21 protein-coding genes are annotated in these 21,625 nt (G+C 49.0%); 12 read left to right on the forward strand and 9 right to left on the reverse strand.

All coding sequences use genetic code 11. The annotated features are described in order from the left end of the window. Positions 1-226: 226 nt before the first annotated feature. Positions 227-961: a T9SS type A sorting domain-containing protein gene (locus ABW391_RS23185; RefSeq protein WP_353484279.1), complete on the reverse strand. Its 735-nt coding sequence runs from the start codon at positions 959-961 to the stop codon at positions 227-229. Between the two features lie 234 nt (positions 962-1,195). Between ABW391_RS23185 and ABW391_RS23190 the strand changes: the two genes are divergently transcribed. Both ABW391_RS23190 and ABW391_RS23195 read left to right on the forward strand, forming a co-directional pair. Continuing rightward, positions 1,196-2,539: an NAD(P)/FAD-dependent oxidoreductase gene (locus ABW391_RS23190; protein WP_353484280.1), complete on the forward strand. Its 1,344-nt coding sequence runs from the start codon at positions 1,196-1,198 to the stop codon at positions 2,537-2,539. A 2-nt stretch (positions 2,540-2,541) separates the two neighbouring features. After that, a complete protein-coding gene (locus ABW391_RS23195; RefSeq protein ID WP_353484281.1) occupies positions 2,542-4,107 on the forward strand; it encodes a 4Fe-4S binding protein in 1,566 nt (521 codons plus the stop codon). Positions 4,108-4,133: 26 nt separating this feature from the next. Here ABW391_RS23195 and ABW391_RS23200 read toward each other — a convergent pair whose 3' ends face one another. From ABW391_RS23200 to ABW391_RS23210, 3 genes are read right to left on the reverse strand one after another with little or no spacing between them, the layout of a single operon-like run. Then, the gene (locus ABW391_RS23200; RefSeq protein WP_353484282.1) at positions 4,134-5,066 is read right to left on the reverse strand and encodes a HipA domain-containing protein; all 933 of its coding nucleotides are present in this window, start codon (positions 5,064-5,066) and stop codon (positions 4,134-4,136) included. Further along, complete coding sequence (locus tag ABW391_RS23205; protein WP_353484283.1) at positions 5,059-5,376, reverse strand: HipA N-terminal domain-containing protein; 318 nt, start codon at positions 5,374-5,376, stop codon at positions 5,059-5,061. The genes ABW391_RS23200 and ABW391_RS23205 overlap by 8 nt, the downstream gene beginning before the upstream one ends. Continuing rightward, a complete protein-coding gene (locus ABW391_RS23210; protein ID WP_353484284.1) occupies positions 5,348-5,593 on the reverse strand; it encodes a helix-turn-helix domain-containing protein in 246 nt (81 codons plus the stop codon). The genes ABW391_RS23205 and ABW391_RS23210 overlap by 29 nt, the downstream gene beginning before the upstream one ends. Here ABW391_RS23210 and ABW391_RS23215 point away from each other — a divergent pair. The 5 genes from ABW391_RS23215 (at position 5,582) to ABW391_RS23235 (ending at position 7,580) form a co-directional block, all read left to right on the forward strand. After that, a complete protein-coding gene (locus ABW391_RS23215) occupies positions 5,582-5,791 on the forward strand; it encodes a hypothetical protein (protein ID WP_353484285.1) in 210 nt (69 codons plus the stop codon). The two genes, ABW391_RS23210 and ABW391_RS23215, sit on opposite strands and share 12 nt — an antisense overlap. A 16-nt stretch (positions 5,792-5,807) precedes the next feature. Continuing rightward, the gene (locus ABW391_RS23220; RefSeq protein WP_353484286.1) at positions 5,808-6,308 is read left to right on the forward strand and encodes a hypothetical protein; all 501 of its coding nucleotides are present in this window, start codon (positions 5,808-5,810) and stop codon (positions 6,306-6,308) included. A 3-nt stretch (positions 6,309-6,311) separates the two neighbouring features. Then, positions 6,312-6,926: a YhaZ family DNA alkylation repair protein gene (locus ABW391_RS23225; RefSeq protein WP_353484287.1), complete on the forward strand. Its 615-nt coding sequence runs from the start codon at positions 6,312-6,314 to the stop codon at positions 6,924-6,926. A gap of 139 nt (positions 6,927-7,065) precedes the next feature. After that, entirely contained in the window at positions 7,066-7,290 is a 225-nt protein-coding gene (locus tag ABW391_RS23230) for a hypothetical protein (protein ID WP_353484288.1), read from the forward strand. 2 nt (positions 7,291-7,292) lie between these two features. Beyond that, entirely contained in the window at positions 7,293-7,580 is a 288-nt protein-coding gene (locus ABW391_RS23235; protein ID WP_353484289.1) for a type II toxin-antitoxin system RelE/ParE family toxin, read from the forward strand. 131 nt (positions 7,581-7,711) lie between these two features. Here ABW391_RS23235 and ABW391_RS23240 read toward each other — a convergent pair whose 3' ends face one another. Further along, the gene (locus ABW391_RS23240) at positions 7,712-9,127 is read right to left on the reverse strand and encodes a hypothetical protein (RefSeq protein ID WP_353484290.1); all 1,416 of its coding nucleotides are present in this window, start codon (positions 9,125-9,127) and stop codon (positions 7,712-7,714) included. 151 nt (positions 9,128-9,278) lie between these two features. After that, positions 9,279-11,312 carry a DUF7849 domain-containing protein gene (locus ABW391_RS23245; RefSeq protein WP_353484291.1) on the reverse strand — a complete coding sequence of 678 codons (2,034 nt, stop codon included), beginning with the start codon at positions 11,310-11,312 and terminating at the stop codon, positions 9,279-9,281. A 597-nt stretch (positions 11,313-11,909) separates the two neighbouring features. Between ABW391_RS23245 and ABW391_RS23250 the strand changes: the two genes are divergently transcribed. The 5 genes from ABW391_RS23250 to ABW391_RS23270 all read left to right on the forward strand — a co-directional run bounded on the left by ABW391_RS23250 (position 11,910) and on the right by ABW391_RS23270 (position 15,530). After that, positions 11,910-12,467 (forward strand): RNA polymerase sigma factor, encoded by a 558-nt coding sequence (locus ABW391_RS23250; RefSeq protein ID WP_353484292.1) that lies wholly within the window; start codon positions 11,910-11,912, stop codon positions 12,465-12,467. 4 nt (positions 12,468-12,471) lie between these two features. Then, the gene (locus ABW391_RS23255; RefSeq protein ID WP_353484293.1) at positions 12,472-13,203 is read left to right on the forward strand and encodes a tetratricopeptide repeat protein; all 732 of its coding nucleotides are present in this window, start codon (positions 12,472-12,474) and stop codon (positions 13,201-13,203) included. 39 nt (positions 13,204-13,242) lie between these two features. Continuing rightward, positions 13,243-14,886 (forward strand): NACHT domain-containing protein, encoded by a 1,644-nt coding sequence (locus tag ABW391_RS23260; RefSeq protein ID WP_353484294.1) that lies wholly within the window; start codon positions 13,243-13,245, stop codon positions 14,884-14,886. A gap of 66 nt (positions 14,887-14,952) precedes the next feature. Further along, a complete protein-coding gene (locus tag ABW391_RS23265; RefSeq protein ID WP_353484295.1) occupies positions 14,953-15,177 on the forward strand; it encodes a DUF433 domain-containing protein in 225 nt (74 codons plus the stop codon). Between the two features lie 2 nt (positions 15,178-15,179). Then, positions 15,180-15,530 (forward strand): DUF5615 family PIN-like protein, encoded by a 351-nt coding sequence (locus ABW391_RS23270; protein WP_353484296.1) that lies wholly within the window; start codon positions 15,180-15,182, stop codon positions 15,528-15,530. Between the two features lie 187 nt (positions 15,531-15,717). Here ABW391_RS23270 and ABW391_RS23275 read toward each other — a convergent pair whose 3' ends face one another. Genes ABW391_RS23275 through ABW391_RS23285 form a run of 3 tightly spaced genes read right to left on the reverse strand, consistent with a single transcriptional unit; the run spans position 15,718 to position 21,338 of the window. Continuing rightward, the gene (locus ABW391_RS23275; RefSeq protein ID WP_353484297.1) at positions 15,718-18,798 is read right to left on the reverse strand and encodes an efflux RND transporter permease subunit; all 3,081 of its coding nucleotides are present in this window, start codon (positions 18,796-18,798) and stop codon (positions 15,718-15,720) included. A 32-nt stretch (positions 18,799-18,830) separates the two neighbouring features. After that, positions 18,831-19,880, reverse strand: a complete 1,050-nt coding sequence (locus ABW391_RS23280; protein WP_353484298.1) for an efflux RND transporter periplasmic adaptor subunit — start codon at positions 19,878-19,880, stop codon at positions 18,831-18,833. A gap of 42 nt (positions 19,881-19,922) precedes the next feature. Continuing rightward, positions 19,923-21,338 carry a TolC family protein gene (locus tag ABW391_RS23285; RefSeq protein ID WP_353484299.1) on the reverse strand — a complete coding sequence of 472 codons (1,416 nt, stop codon included), beginning with the start codon at positions 21,336-21,338 and terminating at the stop codon, positions 19,923-19,925. Positions 21,339-21,625: the final 287 nt, after the last annotated feature.

The following is a 21,625-nucleotide window of genomic DNA, read 5'->3' on the forward strand; positions in this document are numbered from 1 at the left end:
TTTAAACATCAATTTTGGACCATTCCTTTATGGTACTTAATTCTGTCCAGATACTCAAGGCAAAAAGTGACAAAAATTCAATAGCGGTTTAACTATTCAACACTTCCGTAATATTTGACGTGTGAAACGACTTCAGTACAGCGTTTGCTGCGTAATGTGAGTAACTAAGTATTAAGCAAAAATTACTTCCTGGTTTTTTGAATGAGAATTTAATTTTTTTGCCTTGCTATGGCCGATTGCTCCGCTTTTGTACCCGCAAAGTGCGCACAACGCCTTTTCGGTCGTTTACCAGCGCCACCAGATAAATGCCATCGGGCAAGCCGTTTAGGCGGTAGCGCGCGCCATTATCGGCATCGTATTCGCGTATTTTGCGGCCAAGCACATTGTACAAAACCAGGTGATCGATGTTGTCAATGTGGTTGAGCTGGAAGTAATCTGTGCTGGGGTTGGGAAACAACTGTATACTTTCGGACTGTAGGTCACGAGTGCTGGTTGCGATACTGCGGATGTTTACTTCATAGCTTAGGGTAGTGAGTACCGAATCAGGTTTGGCAGCCAAGGCAATTTGTACCGATATCTTGCCAGTGCCTGCATTGCCGTAAGGTAAAAAATACATGATTAGATCGGCTTTGGCACCCGGAACGATTTTGAAAGGCTGATTGATGCGCAATTTGGGATCGAGATTGGAAGAAACGATCTCGTCGTAGCAGAGATTGTTGTCGCAAACGCGGGTTGTCCACTTGGAAGGGCCATTGAGCGTCAGCCGCCGCCAAATGATTTTGGCCGTATCTTTGCCTGTATTGGTGATGGTGATCGGCACTTTTACATCCAGAAAAGAATCGCTGAGGTCTACCGCTTCGGTTTTTTTGGCGGAGGTGGTAGAAAAGTTGAGATTCCCGGTTTGGGCAATGCCCAAAAGGGTGAAAGTCAGAAAGCAAAAAGAAAGTAAAGCGTGTTTCATGGGTTATGGTTTGTGCTGGCTTGGAAAAACACTTTTAGGTTCAAGTACAAATTTACAATTAAAGACTCCAAAGATCAAGTAAAGGTTCAGGGTTTAGGAGTAACTTAACATATGACTTGTCCCAAGGAGGACAATTCTGGTGTATATTGGGGTGTCTTTGGCCCGCGATCCCGGGACAATAACGATCTTGGAAACAGATTTTTTTCGCATGTATTCAATTTTAACTTAATTATCATGCATATCGCCATCATCGGTAATGGGATTAGCGGGATTACCGCCGCACGGTTTTTGCGGCAGCGCAGCGAAACTGTGCAGATTACCGTAATTTCAGCCGAGTCGGATTATTTTTTTTCCCGCACCGCCTTGATGTACGTCTACATGGGGCACCTGCGCTTGCAGGATACCCAACCCTATGAAAACTGGTTTTGGGAAAAAAACCGCATTGCCCTGAAACGGGCCAGGATTCAATCCATCGATACCGCCACGAATAGCCTGCTTTGCAACAACGGAGAGCGGATCGCTTACGATAAATTGATCATCGCCACCGGTTCCAAGCCCAATAAATTTGGCTGGCCAGGACAAGATTTGCAACATGTGCAGGGATTGTACAGCTTACAGGATCTGGAGGCGATGGAACGAGGCAGTGCGGGATTGCAACGCGCCGTGATTGTAGGGGGCGGCCTGATCGGCATCGAGATGGCCGAAATGTTTCACTCGCGCAAGATCCCCGTTACTTTTTTGGTGCGCGAGCCCAGTTTCTGGAATGGCGTATTGCCCCCCGCAGAATCGGACATGGTCAATCGGCACATCCGCGAGCATGGCATTGATTTGCGCCTCAACACCGAACTGAAAGCCATCGAGGATGACGGAACGGGCAAGGTAGGCGCAGTACTCACCACACAGGGTGAGCGCATCGCTTGTGGATACGTGGGCCTGACCGCTGGGGTGAGTCCCAACATCGATTTTTTGGCGGGAAGCGGCATCCAAACCAAGCGGGGCATTCTGGTCAACGATTTTTTAGCAACCAACATCCCCAACATTTATGCAATCGGGGATTGTGCGGAGTTGCAAAACCCTGCGCCGGGTCGCCGCGCCATTGAGGCCGTTTGGTACACCGGGCGCATGATGGGCGAAACAGTAGCCTACAACATCCTCGGTAAATCCGTGGCGTATCAACCCGGCATCTGGTTCAATTCTGCCAAGTTTTTTGACATTGAATACCAGGTGTACGGCTCGGTTGAGCCCATTTTGCCCCCGGAGCAGGCCAGTGTTTACTGGGAGCACCCAGCTGGCCGAAAGAGCATTCGGGTGGTATACAACTGCGTCGACCATGCCGTATTGGGCTTCAACCTCATGGGCATTCGCTACCGACAAGAGGTATGCGAACGCTGGATCAACCAAAAGACTCCCCTCGAAACGGTGCTGCAAAATCTGGGATTGGCCAATTTTGATCCCGAGTTTTCTAAACAATACGAACAAGCCTTACTGAATCAATACGTGCAGCAAACTGGCAAACCCTTGGTTTTGCGCCAGAAACGCGGGCTTTCCGGCGTACTTCAATTTTTAAACAAACGATGAATATGAAACCCATAGAAACCATAGAACCAAGTATGTCCATCATCGCCCATAGCGCCCACAACGGGCTGAACGGCGGACAAAAAGCAGGCGTCCTACTCGGTAGCCTGGGGCTGCTCGTGCTGCTGCTGAGTGCATTTGGGGTACAGTTCCCTTTTTCAACAGGCTTGCTGGGCCTCGCGCTTGCCGCTATGGCGAGTGGGGTCTTGCTGTATGGCTGGTATGCATATGCAGGCTTGCCCCAGGGCATCAAAAACAATGGCGTATGGTTTCGTTCCCTCAGCAATCGGGGCGTATTGAGCATGTTGAGCGCCGGGATGATTACCGGATTTTATGTACTGCTGTATTTTTTTCCCCACTACCTCGGACAAGGCGTGGCGGGTGCCACCAATACCGGATTGGTGGCGTTTTTTGACCCACTCAGTCTTTTTCTTAAAAAACAGCCCGCCAGTCAGTGGTTTGTGTACGGGGTACTGTACACGCTGGGCATTCTGGTGATGGGCATCAAATTTATCTGGAAATATTGGAACAACCGCTACCAGGTTTTCCGTACCTGTTCGGTCATGTTTTTTCAAACCGGGATCGCCTTTCTGCTTCCAGAATTCATGCAACGCCTCAACCAGCCCTACTATGATTTCAAAAACATGTGGCCGCTGGATTACGATTTTTTTGAAAAAGCACAAATGGACTACCTCCTCAATTCTGGTGGGGTGGGCTTGTTCATGATCGTGTTTGGGGTAGCCATGATCTTCGTTATTTCTCCGGTCTTGACCTATTTTTATGGCAAGCGCTGGTATTGTTCCTGGGTATGTGGCTGTGGTGGACTGGCCGAAACCGTAGGCGATCCCTTCCGCCAGTTGAGCGACAAATCGCTGCGCGCCTGGAAAATCGAGCGTTGGTTGATCTATTCCGTGCTGGTTTTTGTGGTGGTGATGACGGTGGCGGTGCTTTTTGCCATTTTTCACGACAACCCTACCGGCTATTACATCACCCGAGATTTCTTTTTGGGACTGGTGGCATTCATTTTTGCCGGATTGGGCTTACTCCTGTGGTTGCGACCCTGGTACTTTCGCTTGGTTTCCAAATCAGTCAAAATAGCGGCAACGGTCATTTTTGCGCTGATCATTGCCTTGACCGCCCTGGCCTATTTGTTGCACAGTCCCAACGTGTTTTTCATCCCCGCTGATTGGCTCAAGGCTTGGTATGGGTTCTTTGTGGGCGCCATTTTTTCCGGCGTGATCGGGGTAGGTTTTTACCCGCTGATGGGCAGTCGGGTCTGGTGCCGTTTTGGATGCCCCATGGCGGCCATCCTGGGCTTGCAGCAAAAGTTTTTCAGCCGCTTTCGCATCACCACCAATGGCGGCCAGTGCATCTCTTGCGGCAATTGCTCCACGTACTGCGAAATGGGCATCGATGTGCGGGCCTACGCCCAAAAAGGCCAGGATATCGTGCGGGCTTCCTGCGTGGGGTGCGGCATTTGCGCCGCAGTGTGCCCTCGTGGGGTGCTGAAATTGGAGAATGGTGCGGTGGGTCTTGATTTGCGGATGGGGGAAGAGGGGCGTGGTTTTTAAGGGGTAAGTTGCATTCAGGCATAGCCCTACGCCTTAAACAACCTATTAAACCGATTGACCAGCAAAGCCTTATACGCCTCCTTGGCGGGCGCACTGAGGAAAGAAAGATCGATCAATTCAATCCACTTGGGATAAGCTGTTTGAAACACATCCAGCGTTTTTTGAATGACCCGGGGCTGAAGCATAAGTTTTTTGGTGCCAAAATATTCCACCAACTCCCGCTGCCGGAATTCTTTTCTTTTCCCTGACAACATCAAGGCCATTTCCTCTTCGGCACCGCCCATCACCAGCGTTGAATTGAGCAGGTCATAGGCCGGAGCCATTTCTACTTTTCCTTTTCGGGTGATCAAGGAAAAGTTTTTGAGGTGCATGTCCTCATTTCCAGTCAAAAAACAAAACAGGATCAGGCGGAAAAATTTAGCCTTTTCAAGCATCGGAAAGGTGCAGAAGTTGTCTAACAGCTTGATGGTTTTTTCAATAGTGTAGTCGTATTTGGTATCCCGGCTCAGTCCAGCAAGTTGAGCAAAATCTTCGGTAGCCAGTTTTTCTTTTTTTCCAATACGGTCAAACCTGCGAATAAAATAACTCAGACTGCCATCAACGCACCAGATCAAACCATGCAGTGGCACTTCAATTCCGGCTATTTTGGCCATTTTCATGGTCAAATCCTCGTTCTCGGGCATTTGTTGGAACGTATCGTGTTGGGGTTTAATGATGAAAGAGCCATTGAGTTCAACAATTTCAAAAGCTTGTGTTTTTTTGTTGAGGACTGCACTCAACTTGGGTTGGACCCCTTGAATGGACATTCTGCTCATCCTGGTAGCCGCTTCCCGACGCTGCTCGGGGGCTGAAAATGGAAAATCCAATAAGCCGGTAAGCGACTTGTCCAGCAACTTCAATCCTTTTACGGAATAGCGGTCATCTCCACAAGGAAGATAAGTGATGGGGCATCTATTCATAAGAAATCATCCTGAACGTGACTGCTCCGACCAAATCCTCGCCTGTAGCGGCCAGTTGAGCAAAAAAATCATTCCGATCAATTTTTAAACGCCGCAACAAACCATCCAACATCATTCCTTCCGGCAATAAACCTTCGAAAAAAGGCGGAAAGGTATCGAACACATAACGGCTGTTGGCAATGGGCATGGTCAGGGAAACGGGTGCCCCATGGTATGCTGGCAAATAGGTAAAAACGTAGTGTCGATTGGGTTCTACTTCTTCCAAAGTACCCGCCAACTGATCATGCACCAAGATATTCGCTTTTCTCATGGTTGTATTCTTCCATTAATGGACTGCTGAATTGTAAATTGATGTTGAGCACTTTCAGTATCTTAAGCAGGGTATCCAGTCGAATGGTCTCCTTGCCATGCTCCAGGTCATACACCGCAGTTTTACCCACTCCAGCCAATAAGGCGCAAGCTTCGCGGGATAAATTTGCCCGTTTGCGGTGAAACAAAATTAGCTCTCCAAGTTGATGGATGTTCATTTTTACTGCTTTGGCGGTAAAAATAGAGATAAAAATGGTGGAATGCAAGGGGGGAGGGATTTCGGGGTTAAATTTACTGCTTGGGCGGTAAAAAAGAGAGGTAAAGTTGGATTAGCAAGCAATTTTAAGCGCGTCTTCCTTATTTCATTTTTATTTATCATTTTTTGTGGTATTTTTTTATTTTTTGTTTATTTTTAAGGCCAAATAAACCTTCATGCCCGAACCACTCAAAAACATCTTCTCTCGCCCCTTGCTTAGCCCATTTGCGGAGCTTGTGCAAAAAGTATGGCCTGATTTTTCCACCACAACCTTTCTGGAAAAGGTCTTTGACGAGCAGTACGAAAACCTTGAACTCAAACAACGCACCCGGCACATTGCCCATGCCCTGCGGGCCTGTCTGCCTGTGGCCTACCGCGATGCCCTCCAGATCGTGTGCGAGGTTACGCAATCCTACCTCGACCAACACGGGGAAAAACTGACCTTTCAATGGATTTTTTTGCCCGAATTCATCGAAGCCCATGGCATAGAAGACCCAGATGCCTCCATATCCGCCATCGAAATGGTGACCCGCTGGAGCAGTTGTGAATTTACGGTGCGGCCTTTTTTAGTGAAGTACCCGGAGCGGATGTACACCCAAATGTTGGCCTGGTCAGATCACCCCAGTCCGATGGTACGCCGCCTGGCCAGCGAAGGCATCCGCCCACGTTTGCCCTGAGGCATGGGTGTACCTGCCCTCAAGCGCGACCCCGCACCCATTTTGCCCATTTTGGAAAAACTCAAAAACGATCCCGCCGAAACCGTCCGCCGTTCCGTGGCCAATAACCTCAATGACATTGCCAAAGAACATCCACAGATAGTGCTGGAGCTTGTTGGACGCTGGCTTGGCCAAAATCCAGATACGGATTGGATCTTGCGCCACGCATGTAGGGGATTGTTGAAAAAGGGCAATGCCCAGGCACTGGCCTTTTTTGGTTTTGAAAAAGGTGCCGACGCAATTGAAGTCACCAACTTGCAATACAGCCCCGAGGTAAGGATTGGGGACAACCTGGATTTTTCTTTCCAACTTGGCAATCATGCTCCCAAAGCGCAATCCTTGCGCCTGGAATACCAAATCGACTACCAGACGCTCTCCGGCAAAATTTCTTCAAAAGTTTTTAAAATAAAAGAGCTGGAATTGGCGGCTGAAACTACTGTGCAAATCGAGCGGCACCAGCGTTTTCAGGATTTCACTACCCGGAAGCATTATCCTGGAGTGCATGTTTTGAGGATTTTGGTGAATGGGGTAGCATTGGTGGAAGGAGAGTTCTTTGTATCAAAAGCCCCGGGAGGGTAAAAGAGCGCTTAGGGCAGGTTATATTTGTTCACAAAATCAAACTGTTCACGTTTCATGAACAGTTCTACAGACAATTATTAGGGAACATTTTTAGACTGCTGGAATTGCTATTTTCAGAACAAACCGCTATTATTGTAGTATGAGTGTCGAAACCTTAATCCAGGAATATCAACAGCTTTCAACCGCCGACAAAGCGCGCTTTCTTGAACTCATCGAGACAGATGTCCTTTTATGGGCCGATGAGGCTACCCGCTCCATCCTAGAGGAAGAATGGCAAGCCATGGAAACAGAACTTGCTGGTGTACGAGAAGGTACAGTTGCAACCATTTCTCTCCAAGAAGCTATTGCCAATTTACACAAGTAAGTATGCCGCTCCAACATATCCTGCTCACACCAAGTGCACAGGAAGACCTCAAAAATGCCTGGGACTACCTCAATGAACAGCGCGATGGTTTGGGTGATGAATTTCTCGATGAATTCATCAAAATCACCAATTTACTTCTGGATTTCCCGGAGCTCTATCAAGCTGTTCGTGGAGACATTCGTCGAGGCATCATCCGGCAGTTCCGATATATTTTCACTTATACCATTCATGATGATTCCATTGTTGTAGCTCGGATTATGCATCGTAGTCGGAATACTGAATATTACTGATGACGATGCAGCATCGGCGATTGGTCTGAAGAGCTTTGACAAGCGGAGACATTGATCCCAGTTCGGGATTTGTGCGGGGGAGGAGACTTGGACTAGCAGGGTTTTGGGGGTATTTTAGGAAGCAAGCCCCCTCATTCCGCCACCACCACATTCCAAAGCCCCTTCACACTACCCCCCAGGCAATTGCTCTTTTCCATGGGGGGAATTTTGGATTGGCACGTTTTGACGATATCAAAAGCAAAAGGCTCCAGTCGGCAGCGGTAGTTGTCGAGGTAGATGATGTTGGCTTTGGTGTTTTCGGCCAAACAAAGGTATTCGGCGAAGGCGTCGGAGTTGTCGGAGGTGGTACTCAGAAAAGTAAGCACGTTGACCGCGATGCCTTTTTTGGCCAGGGTACTCGCCCATTCGCAGATGTCAATGCCGCCTTCCCGACAAGTATTGGCACCGTCGCTGATCAGGAAAATGCTTTTGCTGTGCTGTGGATTGTCGGTAAACAACTCCGGGCAACGCAGCAACATGGTCAGCAAGGGCGTGGTGCCGTCGGGTATCAAAAACCGCAACTTGCTGCGCAAATCTACCCGATTGATGCCCCCTGCCATAAACCACAAATCGGGCGGACTGTCGCACACCCCCCCAATGGTGCCAATGCCCAGGGCAACGCTGGTATCGATTTCGGGCAAAATTTTCAGGCACAGGTCTTTCATGGCCGTAAAGCGGTCTGCGCCATAGCACACCACCTGCTCCATCACCATAGAACCCGAAATGTCCACCAAAAAAACCAGCTCATCGTAGTTGTTCAACTTGAGGTCGCTGATGATGGTTTTGTGCATGTTGATGAAGGTCGGCTTGTATTCTTTGCGGCGTGCTTGGGTAGAGTCGGCTTCGGGCAGGGTAGAACCCACTTGCAGGGTATCGGCCAACAAGCGGTAATTGTACAAAGCGGTGGTGTTTTCGGGGTCGGCTTTCACGGCAGATTCAAAGGCGGCAAAAGCTTTTTCCATGTCCCTCCGGTGCACGTGGTAGTGCAGCGACTGGTAATTGCTGCGGTGGGAATTGCGGCCCTGATTGAGCAAAATGGCCTTGCCCAAAGCATTGTAAAACACACTCAACAGCGATTTTTGGGGCATTTTCTCCTGCATCGCGATGGCATCCCTCAGAAAGGGCAATGCCTCGCCATACCGATCGGCATAGCTGAAACTCATACCCAAAAAAAAGGTAGCCAAGACTATTTTTTGCTGGCGCTCCTGATCGTTGGGGCTCAGCATTCGGCGGGCTTTTTCCAGCACGGTTTTGGCCGTAGCCGGATCACCCAGGCGCCCCAGGCATAGCCCATGCGCCAGCGCAAAACTGAAATTTTCGGGAAAAAGCCGATAAGCGCGCTCAAAATTGCTGCCGGCCTGGCGGTATTTCCCTTCGGCATACAACAGCGACCCTTGATAATGAAGGCGGTAAGCTTGTTTGTCGGGCGGAGGCACAGTCTTGAAACCATGACCGCTCGCAATCATGCCCAACATCAATAAGACCAGGGAGTAGTACAATACCTTCATAAATCTTCAGTCATAACAATCCAACAAAATTGAGGTTTTCGAGCGAAGCCGAGAAAGGTTTTCGAGCGCAGTCGAGAAATGGTTTTCGAGCGCAGTCGAGAAATGGTTTTCGAGCGTAGCCGAGAAATGGTTTTCGAGCGCAGTCGAGAAACTATATCTTAAAACTCAAATAACCCGTCAAATAGTACCTTGGTTCTTGGGTCAAGCGCAATACATTCCGAATTCCGAAAGCTGGCCCTCGGCGCACCAGTCCCAGTTGCAGATCAGCAAATACGCTGAAGTCCCAGCGGGTGAGGTTACCCCGATCAAAGGTTTTTTCAGTTCGGTTTGAGCTCAACTCAAAAAATTGATCGCCTTTGATGCAGTTTCCTGCCGCATCTAGTCTACAAAAATAAGTATTGCGGACAAAGCTGTACGAAGCCGCCGAAAAACGCTCCACCTGCACTGAAGCAATCGCACCGATGCCAATCCCCATCCAATCTGTCAGATTTTTGCGCAATTGCAACGGCACCACCGAAACACTTTGAAATTCTTGATAACCCGGCCCATTGGCACGTGCCACAGAATCCACAATCACATTAAGGAGTCTTCCGTTGAAGGCCGTGGTTGTTTGGCGGGTCGATTGATGCAAAATAAATCCCTCTTTGGAGAAATCCATCCGCCCGGTCGTAGCGGGAAAAAGCTCGACTTGCAGGTAAGCTTTGTAGGGCTTGAAGGGCGAAAGGCTCAATCCAACAAAGTTGCTGTTCAGGCCAGGCTGCTCCAGAAAAAAGTTGCGCCCCGCCATAGCGCCCAAAGACCAGCCTGGCTTGAAATGAGTGCTGGCGTGATTGGTCACAATGGGCGGATTGCGGTCAAATACAATGCTGGCCTGGCTGTCGAAGGGATATTTCTTCATTTTCCGCCCGATCTCCAGGCGGTATTTCACAAAGCCCTTGGTCGAATCGCGGTCGCCTACGCCGTCTTGTTTGGTGCCGGGCAGGTAAATATTGCGGAAAGTAAAAATAAGCTTGTCCTTGCGAATGGCCGTATCCAGGCAGCTCTGATTGGCCAGCGGAACATCCGGACAAATGGGGCAAACCGGGTACATGTCCAGCACCTTGAGTCCTGCTGCTTCCAGTCCGCGAGGCACTCCGGTGCTGATTTGGATGGTGCTGGCCGGGCCTTCGCCATTGTTTTGAAAATTGACTTTGTAGCTCAGGTCTTTGCTTTTTGCTCCGCGAAAACTCATTTTTTTGCGCGATACCGCAATGTTGTTTGGGTCGTGCGAGGCCAGAATTTCCATTTCCAGGGTGACTTTGGCGGTTTTGCCATTTTCACCCAGGTACAATGCCTCGATGGTGATGATGGCGTTGGTGTCGGTCAGCATGTCGTCAGTAGCTTGCAGGGATACAAAAAGATTGCGCTTTTCGCCAGGTTTCAGGTTGCTGAAGTGCCAGGTTTTTTGCTGATTGTATTGGGTCAAACTTTGCTGCACCAATTGATGGGTGGCAGCAGGCAATGCCAGCAGCCAATTGCTGTACGCTCCGTTCTCCACTCCTGCCCAAAGTAATTCGGGGCGAAAATGCCCGGGGGCAAAACTCAGATCCCCTCCAGCCCCGGTCGTTTCGCCAAAATGGGCGCGGGTTTGCAGAAATGAAAAATGATCCCGGCGGTATTCTTTTTGATTGAAAAAAAAGTGCAATTCTCCCGATTGCAGATCGTCTTCCAGGTTGGCGTAGGTCAGGATGAAGACCGACTCTTCGCCTGGGCGCGGATTGCGAACGGCCCGCAGTTTCAAAGTTTTTTCTTTTGGCGCAACGGGAAAGCCCGGTACATTGCTGGCCAGCATCTCGGCTTGATCATTCACCTCCGTGCGTTTGGGGCGGGTTTTGGGTGATTTGCCTTTGTCGTATTTCCCGGTTGCCCACAATTGGGCATCGAAGGCGCCATTGCGGGTGTAGGTATGCTGGGGTTCTTTCTCAAAGCTGTAGCCCCCATCCCCGAATTCCCAGTAATAATCGTAGTACGGCAAAGGAGCACCTGGAATAGACTGCTGGGCGGGCAAAATGGGCTTAAACTGGAATCCTGCGCCTTGTTTTTGGATGCTGAAATCGGCGCTGGGGTCGGCAGCAGTAGGCTGTGCCCAGATTGCAACGCTGGAAACAAGCAGGGCGATGAATACGCTGGTAATCGGTTTTCTCATTGGATCAAAGTTTTGGCCCATGAGGCAAGGTCGATTGATTCTGGTTTTAAACCATTTTGGATTGGGCTGCGCCCAATCGTTTTTAATAACCGCGACGACGCGACGGCGCGACGATTCATTTGGCTGCGCCAAATGCGCGACGTGAAACGACGAAAAGGTGTGCGAAGCACACATATCGTCGCGCCGTCGCGCCGTCGCGGTGACAAAAAAACAGCAGCGGAGCTGCCTACTTCGTTATTTGCACTACTAATTAGCGCTCGAAGCTAAAGCTGCTTAAAAGAAAAAACTCAGAACCAATCGCCCCTGCCATGAGGGCTTCCTCAAAAATAGATGGATTTGGCAATTATTTTTCATCAAACGCAAATAAGGTGCAGGCCCGCAGGCCTGCACCGAGTGTTGCATGGGATCAAAAAAGTTCATGGGATTATGGCGCGGATGCCGCATTTGGGATACTGTTCTGGAAATAGGTATTATCTTGTTTCTTAGAGTATGACTAAATTGCAGCAGGATTTCTCCCGCCTACAATCATACATCGGGAATGGAAGAGAAATCTTACTGCCCAAAAGTGTTAAAAAAAAGTTAAGATAAATTTGACTTATGAGCGAGGAAAACCATTTGCTTGCCCTCTGCGCAGGAGACACCCCCCGCATCAGATTCATCTACCAGCAGTATGCCGGGCAAATCCGACGCTGGGTAGAAGACAACAATGGCTCTGCTGCCGATGCCCAAGACTTGTTTCAGGATGGCCTCATTGCCATCTACGACCGGTATTGCAGCAAGGACATTGAATTGAGCAATTCCTTTGGTGCGCTACTCTTTGGGGTCTGCAAACGCAAGTGGTTTGACCGCCTGAAAGAAAAAAATCGCGAAACCATAGTAAGAAAAATAGAGGAAGAGCGATATACGGATGACAACGACCCCAGCATGGAATCCGAAGCCGCCTTCCAGGAACTGCAAAAACAGGAAACTTTGACGCAGACTTTTGCTTTGCTTTCGGCGCAATGCCAGCAGTTGCTCACGCTATTGGGCCAAGGCGTGGTAGGCGATCAAATTGCCGAGCAGCTCGGCATTGCCAATGCCAATGCCGTGTACCAAAGCAAGCACCGCTGCATGAGTAGATGGAAGGAGCTTTTTACCCAAAATTTAAAGGTTTGAAGCCATGAACAACACGGAAAGAATAGACCGTTTTCTCCGCGGCGATTTGCCCGAAGAGGAAAAAAAAGCCCTGGAAACCGAGCTCAGTCAAAATGCTGACTTGGCCTCCGAACTGGCTTTGCAAAAAGACATGGAAGCTTTTTTGCGCAAACAAACGCAACGCGCCGCATTGCGGGATCAGCTCCAGGCTGTTGGTGGCGAGTTTTTTCAAACTTCCGAAAAAGCTGAACCTGGCCGCATCGTCTCCTTGCCACGCCGCCAAACCCTGCGCTGGGTCATCGGCATTGCGGCAACGGTCACCTTGCTTTTGGTGGCGCGATTCTTATTGCAGCCAAATTTGTACGACCAGTTTGCGCAGCACCCCCCGCTGGCCATGATCGAAAAATCGAACGAAGCCCAGGACAATCTTGCTGCGATGGAAGCCGCTTTCAACCAGCAGGACTATGCCCGTGCGTTGCCCTTATTGGAAGCGTATCAGCGCCAAAAGCCGGAAGACTTGCAGGTGGAACTCTATTTGGGAATTTGTTGGTTGGAAACCCAACAATACGCTAAAGCCAACGCCGTTTTCCAAAAAATCAGCCAAACTGAATCCAGTTTCAAAGATTACGGGCAATGGTACCTGGCACTCAGCTATTTAAAGCAGGGAAACAAAACGGCTTGTCGAAAAATCTTGCTGGAAGTGCCTGCGGAATCGGAATTTGCAGCAAAGGCACAAAACCTGTTGAAACGACTCTAACTTTCGGAGTAATTTGCAGCAAAACAAAAATATTTAGACATGCTCTTAGGGCTAGACTGGAAAGATTTTTTTGAAATCAGTTTGACCATCGCCGGAGGGGTTTTTGCTACCGTGCGCTGGGTCATTCCGTGGTTTGCGCAGCACCAAAAAGAAAACCGCCTGGCGCGTTGTTTGCACCCTTTTTATACGGCCAGTGAAATCAAAAGCCACACCAAACATTTTATTCCGACCCAGTGCCAGTCCAAATCTCCCACCGAAAGCCTTGAAATTGCGCGGGATACCGAGCCTCGCGAGCCTTTGATCCCTTACTTTATCCGCATTTTTGAAAAAGACAAGGACGATTATGTCTTTATGGTTTTGGCCGATTCAGGGATGGGCAAAACCACCTTCATGATCAATTTGTACTACACCTACCACCACCTGTGGCAAAAAAAGTACAAAATTCGGCTATTGCCCTTCAATGCTGGAATCGATGAAGAGCTGGATAAAATTTCCGACGAGGTGCGCCGGGAAACCATCCTCCTCCTGGATGGCCTGGACGAAGACCCGCAAGCCATCGAGCGCCCCAATGAGCGCATTGCGGAATTGTTGAAAAAAGTCAGCCACTTCCAAACGGTGGTCATCACCTGCCGCACCCAGTTTTTTGCCCGTGAAGAAGACATTCCCACCACCTTGCCTTTTGGCAGCTTGTCGCCCTCGCGTGCCCAACGGCGCATTGTAACCCGCTACATTTCGCCCTTGCAGCAGGACGAAATCAAGGTTTTTTTGCGAAAAAAATTCGGTCGCTTCAGCAGTCGTTATCGCAATTGCCTGACCTTCATCGGGCAGTACAAAGAACTGATGGCCCGACCGATGATCCTGAACTACATCGATTACCTGGTAGATAAAGCCCCTGAGTACCAGTATTCATACCAAGTGTATGCCCAAATCATCAGCCGCTGGCTGGAGCGAGAGCGCAATATTCGCAACAAAGGAGAAAACTTTGTTGAGAACCTGTACAACTTTTCCCGCTATTTTGCCCTTGACCTGTACCGCAATTCAGAGCATTTGGCCATCGCTGACCTGGAGGTGTTGCACCAACTTGCAGAACGGTATCAGGTTGGACTGGAATTGTTTGACATGCAGGCGCACTCGCTGCTGACCCGGGGGGCGCACAACAATTACAAGTTTAGCCATAAGTCCTTGCTGGAATATTTTTTGGCGGTGGAGTTGTTTACCAATCGGGATTTTCTTCCCGATTTCAAAGGTTTTGAAGGCTTGGACATGCTCAAGACTTTTTATCAGGAGATGGTGTTGGAGCAGGTGGCGAAACCTTTCTTTCGGGAAAAATTTGGCCTGGAAAATGGCAAACAATTTCCTGCGGAGGAAATGATGAAATTCAAAGCATGCTTGGGCTGTGGGTCGTTATTTTTGCCCATTGGTTCGTACGAAAAAGCTTTTTTCTTCAGCTTTAGCCTGGCCAAACTCAAAGACCTTACGCAAATCAACCTTTCCAATACCGACTTAAAGGATTTCAAAATCCTGGCTTGCATGCCCAAACTGCAACATTTGAATGCCTCCAACAATCCTGAATTGAAAAACCTGGATTATCTTTTTGTGGACAGCCTGAATCGGGATTTGAAGGAAATAGGGTTGGAAGGGACGGGGATCAACATACACCCAGTGCTGAGTGGTCATGGTTAGGATATAATTTCACCTACTTGTAGCATTGAAAAGATAAACGTTTTAAATTGCAGTAAAATTAAAAACATGGAGCATCTAATGATTGAGCGCAATCCAGAAATTATGTTCGGGAAACCCGTGATCAAAGGAACCCGTATTACTGTGGAATTTTTGATGCGCAAATTGGCAGATGGGTTTAATGTTGAGGAGATATTGGAAATGTATCCTCATCTAACCTTAGCGCAGATACTGGCTGCTTTTGCTTATGCAGCGGATATTATTGCAAATGAAATAGTTATTGAAGCAGCTTGAATATGATTCTGGCAGACGAAAACCTCAATTTTAAGTTTGTACAATCACTCAGAGATGAGGATTATCCTCTTACTACCATCCAGGATAAACAGTTACAAGGTATTTCGGACCATATGGTCATTCAAGTTGCACAACAGCAGGGTGCTGTTGTACTAACTGAAGACAAGGATTTTGGCGAACTTGTTTATGCCCACAATTTGCAGGACACTACCATCATTTTCCTTAGGTATCGAAAACCAGAACTTGAAATTACCAATAAACTTTTGTTGCAAGTGGTAAAAGAGTACTATTTGAAACCAGGTAAACGCTTTATTACCATTGCGAGAGGATTTATTCGGGTAAATGAATTGTAAGAACCTAGGATTTAGGTTAATTTAAGAAATTGATTTTTAGTGCTATGTGTATAGCTATAGTCTAGGTTTTGAATTAACGCAGAAATGCTCGAGCTAAAATGGTTAAAGAACTACTAAGTCCAGACAAATCAACCGCCATCACCCAAACATTGAGCATACAAAAGTGATGGCGGTTTGTTTTTAATACCTATGCTTGATCTAGCGCTACTTGCACTTCTTCTACTTTCACATCCACCTTTGGCGGCAGCAGCTTATACAACAGCGGCGTTACAATCCGGCTCAACAGCGTGGAACTGATCAAACCACCAATCAATACCCAGGCCAGCGGAGAAATCAGGGGATTGTGCTCCAGTACCAAGGGAATCAAACCGCCAATGGCAGTGACTGTCGTCAGCAAGATGGGCAGAAAGCGGGTCTCTGCTCCTTCTGTAATGGCTTGTTCCAGCGGCATCCCCTGCTCGCGCAGTTGATTCGTGTAATCCACCAGCAAGATCGAGTTTTTGATCTCGATGCCAATCAGGGCAATCATCCCGATCGTAGCCACAAATGACAAGGTTTCGCCGATGCACCACAACATGATCAAGGCGCCGATGATGCCCAGCGGAATCACCGAAAGTACAATGATGGTGCTTTTGAAGGTGCGGAACTCGAGTACCAAAATGCCCAACAAACCGAAGATCGATACGATGACGATGGTTTCGATGCCCCCAAAAGATTCTTCGGCGCTTTCACGTTCTCCTCCCGCCAGATAGGTGTAGCCCTCAGGGAAAGGATACTCCGCCAGTTTGGCCAGAATCTCGTCGGTTAGTTTGGCGGTATTGTAGCCCGTTTTCACAAAGCTGGTGATGGCCACATAGCGCTCCTTGTTGAAGTGGCGCAACTGGGAGGGCGATGCGCCCAGTTCCAGTTTGGCAATTTGTTGCAAAGGAATCAACGCCCCGCTCAAGGACGTAACGTAAATTCTGGAAAAAACCGCCAGCGCTTCTTTTTCGGTATGCGCCACCGATACCTTGATGGCATACTCTTCGCCTTCGGACGTGCGGAATTCGCTCACTTCCAGGCCAGCAATGCCCATGCGGATGGTGCGGGCTACCTCAGCGATGGGAATACCCAATAGACCCGCTTTTTCGCGGTTGATCACCACTTTGAGGTCGGTCTTTTGCGTCAGCAGCGGGTTTTTGACATAAGTCGTCCCCTCGGTATTTTTGACTATTTTTTCAACAGCAAAAGCCAGTTTGCGCAGCGTATCGAGGTTGTTGCCCAAGATGCGCATTTCAATTGGTGCATCTATCGGAGAACCCTGTTGGAAGCGACGCACCTGAATTTTTGCGCCAGCAATGTTGTCAAACACCAGTTTGAGACTGTCGGACAAGGCAACGATTTCAGGCACTTGCATTTCCCGCTCAACTTGTACAAACAACTGGGCATAGTTGGGTGCCTGGTTGCGTTGAAATTCGTTGTAGTACACCCGTGGATTTCCCTTTCCTACATTGGTACTCACGTTGCGGGTTTGGGGATGGCGCCACAATTCGGCTTCCACTTTGTGCGCAATGCGATCGGTTTCCTTGAGGCTAGACCCCAGCGGCGTTTCGATGTCTACGTTGAACATGGGTTTTTCGGAAGCGGGAAACAAACTGAAACCGATACTGGGCACCAGCATCAAACTCCCTGCAAAAATGAGCGCGGTAAACAACAGGGTCAAAAACGGATTGCGGAAACCCCACAGCAATACCACCCGGTAAGGGTCGTTCAGGTAGCGCTTGAAAGCACGCAAGAAGAAGTTGCCTTCTACCTTTTCGTGCTGGCGCAGCAACATGCTCGATAAAAACGGAATGATGGTAATCGCCACAAACAAAGAGGCAACCACCGTGAGCATCACTGCCATGGGCAAACTGCGGATGAACTCGCCAGAGCCTTCGGGCAAAAAAGCCAGCGGCAAAAAGGCCAGAATCAAAGTAGCCGTACAACCAATTACCGCCACCCCAATCTGCTTGGTGGCCAAAATAGCGGCGTCTTTGCGGCTGTAGCCCATGCGCAAAAAACGCTCAATGTTTTCTACAATCACAATACTGTCGTCCACCAACAAACCCAGCGACACCACCAAGCCCACGATACTCAACTGATTGAGCGTATACCCAAAAGCATTGAGCAAGGCCAAGCCGATGGACAACGAAAGGGGAATGGAAATCATCACCACCAAGGATGCCCGCCAACCGAGTGGCACTAGCGTGAGCATCACCAGGAATACGGCGATGGCAAAGTCACGCCCCAGACCGCCCAGACGGTGTTCTACATTCACGGCCTGATCGAAGCCGTTTTCGAGTTTCATGTTGGCTGGCAATTTCTTGGTGAACTCGGCCAGGATGGGTTTGATTTTGGCATCCGCCTGAATGATGTTTTTGCGGTCTTTCAGTTTGGTGATCACCCAGATGGCCCGTACTCCATTGAAACGTGCGAGGTGGTTTTCGTCGGCTTCGCCGTATTGAATATTGGCAATATCGCGGAGGTAAACCACGCGGCCTTCGGGACTACTTTGTACCACAATGTTGCGCAAATCACTCAAATCGTTGAGGCTACTGGTGGTCTCAATGTTGAATTTTTTGGCCCCGATGTCGATGCTTCCGCCGGGAATATTGACGTTGTTGGCCTGGATGGTGCCCAAAACCTGGTTGAGTCCCAGGCGGTTTTGAGCCATTTTTTCCAGATTGATTTCTACTTCGATCTCCCGCTCAGGATAGGCCTGAATTTCTACTTCTTTGAGGTCACGAATTTTTTCCAGGCGGCGTTGCAATTCTTCAGCCATTTCTTTCATGGAGGAAAAAGAGGCCGTAGGCGATGTAATGGCCGTTTGCAAGATGGCCACATCGGATGAAGAGGCGCGACGAACATCCAGGAGCAGCAAATCGTCGGGCAAACTGCTGCGCAAACGGTTGACTTCCCGAATGATGTCGTTGTTTTTGCCATCGACATCTACCCCATAGGTGAATTCCAGTTGGAGAAGCATCAAACCATCGTCGCAGTCGGTGGTGATCTTTTTGATGTCTTCCAACTCAGAAAGGGCATCTTCAATGGGATCGGCCAGGAGTTCTTCCACGTCTTCGGGGCTAGCACCAGGATAAACAGCCAGTACGACAAAGATAGGTGCTCCAAACGGTGGATCTTCGCCCCGAGGCATATTGAACAGGGCACTCAGCCCCAGCAACAGTACCATCACAAAAATGATGATGGTGAACTGGTAATTTTTGACAGAAAATTCGGCGATTTTCATTTATTTCTTTTTTGAGTTTTGAGCCCCTAACCCTAATTGATAACTTTTACCTTGCTTCCATCCTCCAGATACGGCGCACCCGAAGTGACCACTTTGCTATCGGTGCTCAAGCCAGAAGAGATGATGGCTTTGTTTTCAAAAATCTGGCCGATGCTGACCTCCACTCGTTTGACGGTATTGTCGGGTTGCAATACAAACACGGCAGCGGTGTTGCCATTGCTTTCTACCAGGGCATCGATGGGTACAATGGGGTGCGCTCCCCCTTCGTTGGGGAAAATATTCAACGAAGCAATCAGGCCTACGGCCAACCGAGGCATGCTGCGGGTAAAAGTAAATTCTGCATCAAAAGTGCCGCTTTGGGCATTCCCGATGTCGGCCAATTGGGTAACTTTGGCTGCAAAGGTTTGATTCGGATAGGCATCGAGCTGAACCTCAGCGCGGTTGCCCAATTTGAGGCGCGCCCAATCGCGGTCTACGAGCCCGCTTTTGACCACCCAATCGGCCTGGCCATCGCCCAGGATGTAAAACACCGGAGTACCCGGGCCAACCACCTCGCCCTGGTTCATCAATTTTTTGATCACTTTCCCGCTGATGGGCGAGCGGATTTCGGAGTAGCTCTGGTTGTATTGCGCAATCTGAAAACTTTGCTCTGCCAAATTCAAGCCGGTGGTGGCATCTTGTACTTGTTCCAGTGTAGCCACGCTATCGGCATAGAGGTTTTTGGCGCGATTGAGGTCGCGTTTGGACTTGATCACCGCCTCTGCCGCTTGCTGCACCTGCGCGTTGATCTCGGTGAGGTTGAGGGTAGCCAACAGTTGGCCTTTGCGCACGTAAGCACCTTCTTCCACCAAAATGCGGGCAATGACGCCTCCGGTTTTGAACGCTGGCCTTGCTTCATTGGAAGCCCCGACGATGCCTGATACCTGCACCGGAACGGAAACGACCTCGCTGACTACACTGACCACTTTAACGGGAATCGATTGGTCGGGTTCGGGTTTTCCGGCTTCTGCAGATTTTTCTTTTTTACCGCAGGCGACCAAAATTAAAAGTATGAACCCTAAGGTAAGTTGTTGTATTTTCATGACAATGGGTGTTGAGGGCAATGGATTGTTGCCTGATTCTTTTTATTTTTTTATCGCCCCTAGGGCACGTTCCAATTCGGCCAGGCGCATCAATACGTTGTAATAAGCAATGGAGCGACGTACGTCGAGGTTGGTGATTTGGGTGCGCGCATCGAGCAATTCTATGTAGTTGGCCACCCCTTCCTTGTAGCGGCGAAAGGTGTCCCGATAGTATTGGCGTGCGGCGTCCTGCTGGGTATTGAAGCTTTGTAGCACTTCCTGCTCTGTTTGTACCGCATTTTGGGCAACCCGAATTTGCAATGCAATCTGCTGCTTGACCTGCTCAATTTGCTCATTGAGTGCGCTTACATTGGTTACGGCCTGCTGTACTTGAAGTTTGTTGCGGTTGGCCGTCCACAAGGGCAATTCCAACGATATTCCGAGCAAGGCATAGGGCCCAACTTTTAAACCAAAAGCTTGAGAGCCCAAATCGAGTTGCGCACCGATGGTAGGCTTGCGGTAACTCTCTTCGATGTTGACCAAGAGGCGGTTGATTTCCTGGGCTTTGTTCAATTGGGCAAGTTCTTCGCGGTTTTCCAAAATAAAGGGGCGACCTTCCTGTTCGCTCACTGATATACGATCGCCCCCCTGAACTATTTGGATGGTATCAATGCTAATGGGTTCGTCCAAGCTCCGACTCAACAAGTGGTTGAAGTAGGCGGCGGCGTTGCGTTGCTGGTTGTGGGCTTCAGCGGCCTGGGCTTCTACGGAAGCAATTTCGGAATTGGTACGGCTGATTACACTGGGAACGGCTTTGTCGTTGCGTACCAGGCTCTCGTTGACCCGCTTGCTTTCCTGCAACAATTGAATGGCATTTTGGTAAATCGCCACTGCTTCCCGTGCCTGGAGGTATTGGTAGTAGGCTATTTTGACGTTTTTGGCCAATTCGCGGCGGTACACTTGCATATCGATTTCTTGCAAAGACACCTGAGCAGTCTTGATGCTGCGGTTGAGTTTGATTTCCGCATTCACGATGGGCTGTTGGGTGCGGATTTTTACATCGTGAAAATTGTTGGGCAGCAGCAGCGTATTGACGTTTTCTATCTGAGGAAAATTACTGGTGTTGGTGATTTGGTTGAGGGAAGAGTAGACCGGATTCAACAAATCGCCAACCGGAAAATCAATTTTTCGCCCCCCGGCTGCCAGGGTATAGCTCCCACTCAGGCTAACGCTGGGGTAGTACAAGCGTTTGGCTTCTTCCAGCGCCAAAAGGTTGCGCTCCAGCACAAACTGCTTTTCCTTGAGGGCATGACTGTTGTTGAGGGCTTCCTGAATGTAGGCATCCAGCGGCTTGGTTTGCGCCTGGATTTTCATCAGGGGAAGAAAAAAAAGTGGAACGAATAACAGTCGAATGGATAACAGTCGGGCGAATAACAATCGAGTGTTGCCACTTTTTTGAAGGAATCTTGGTATTTCCATGATCAAATACAATTCAATGTAACGAATGTGTAACGGTGATTTCTGAACCAAAGATAGGACATCTACTCAGGCCTGACCAGCGAATGCTGCTGAGCTGTAATAAAAAGTAGCTGAAGTGTTGGGATGGGGTAGTGAGTTGTTCTAATTACTCAGATTACGCAGCAAAAGCAATAATGAAGTCGTTTCACACGAGCAATTTTTACGGAAGTCTTGAATAGTTGAACAGCTATTAAATATTTGTCACTTTTTGCCTTGAGTATCTGGACAGAATTAAATGACAAATTGCC

The sequence above is a fragment of the Haliscomenobacter sp. genome, assembly GCF_040403615.1.
GTDB lineage: Bacteria > Bacteroidota > Bacteroidia > Chitinophagales > Saprospiraceae > Haliscomenobacter.

Bases quoted from the DNA above. Each gene is read 5' to 3' on its own strand.
- ABW391_RS23185 (WP_353484279.1), bottom strand. From the start codon at position 961: ATGAAACACGCTTTACTTTCTTTTTGCTTTCTGACTTTCACCCTTTTG.
- ABW391_RS23190 (WP_353484280.1), top strand. From the start codon at position 1,196: ATGCATATCGCCATCATCGGTAATGGGATTAGCGGGATTACCGCCGCA.
- ABW391_RS23195 (WP_353484281.1), top strand. From the start codon at position 2,542: ATGAAACCCATAGAAACCATAGAACCAAGTATGTCCATCATCGCCCAT.
- ABW391_RS23200 (WP_353484282.1), bottom strand. From the start codon at position 5,066: ATGAATAGATGCCCCATCACTTATCTTCCTTGTGGAGATGACCGCTAT.
- ABW391_RS23205 (WP_353484283.1), bottom strand. From the start codon at position 5,376: ATGAGAAAAGCGAATATCTTGGTGCATGATCAGTTGGCGGGTACTTTG.
- ABW391_RS23215 (WP_353484285.1), top strand. From the start codon at position 5,582: ATGGATGTTCATTTTTACTGCTTTGGCGGTAAAAATAGAGATAAAAAT.
- ABW391_RS23210 (WP_353484284.1), bottom strand. From the start codon at position 5,593: ATGAACATCCATCAACTTGGAGAGCTAATTTTGTTTCACCGCAAACGG.
- ABW391_RS23220 (WP_353484286.1), top strand. From the start codon at position 5,808: ATGCCCGAACCACTCAAAAACATCTTCTCTCGCCCCTTGCTTAGCCCA.
- ABW391_RS23225 (WP_353484287.1), top strand. From the start codon at position 6,312: ATGGGTGTACCTGCCCTCAAGCGCGACCCCGCACCCATTTTGCCCATT.
- ABW391_RS23230 (WP_353484288.1), top strand. From the start codon at position 7,066: ATGAGTGTCGAAACCTTAATCCAGGAATATCAACAGCTTTCAACCGCC.
- ABW391_RS23235 (WP_353484289.1), top strand. From the start codon at position 7,293: ATGCCGCTCCAACATATCCTGCTCACACCAAGTGCACAGGAAGACCTC.
- ABW391_RS23240 (WP_353484290.1), bottom strand. From the start codon at position 9,127: ATGAAGGTATTGTACTACTCCCTGGTCTTATTGATGTTGGGCATGATT.
- ABW391_RS23245 (WP_353484291.1), bottom strand. From the start codon at position 11,312: ATGAGAAAACCGATTACCAGCGTATTCATCGCCCTGCTTGTTTCCAGC.
- ABW391_RS23250 (WP_353484292.1), top strand. From the start codon at position 11,910: ATGAGCGAGGAAAACCATTTGCTTGCCCTCTGCGCAGGAGACACCCCC.
- ABW391_RS23255 (WP_353484293.1), top strand. From the start codon at position 12,472: ATGAACAACACGGAAAGAATAGACCGTTTTCTCCGCGGCGATTTGCCC.
- ABW391_RS23260 (WP_353484294.1), top strand. From the start codon at position 13,243: ATGCTCTTAGGGCTAGACTGGAAAGATTTTTTTGAAATCAGTTTGACC.
- ABW391_RS23265 (WP_353484295.1), top strand. From the start codon at position 14,953: ATGGAGCATCTAATGATTGAGCGCAATCCAGAAATTATGTTCGGGAAA.
- ABW391_RS23270 (WP_353484296.1), top strand. From the start codon at position 15,180: ATGATTCTGGCAGACGAAAACCTCAATTTTAAGTTTGTACAATCACTC.
- ABW391_RS23275 (WP_353484297.1), bottom strand. From the start codon at position 18,798: ATGAAAATCGCCGAATTTTCTGTCAAAAATTACCAGTTCACCATCATC.
- ABW391_RS23280 (WP_353484298.1), bottom strand. From the start codon at position 19,880: ATGAAAATACAACAACTTACCTTAGGGTTCATACTTTTAATTTTGGTC.
- ABW391_RS23285 (WP_353484299.1), bottom strand. From the start codon at position 21,338: ATGGAAATACCAAGATTCCTTCAAAAAAGTGGCAACACTCGATTGTTA.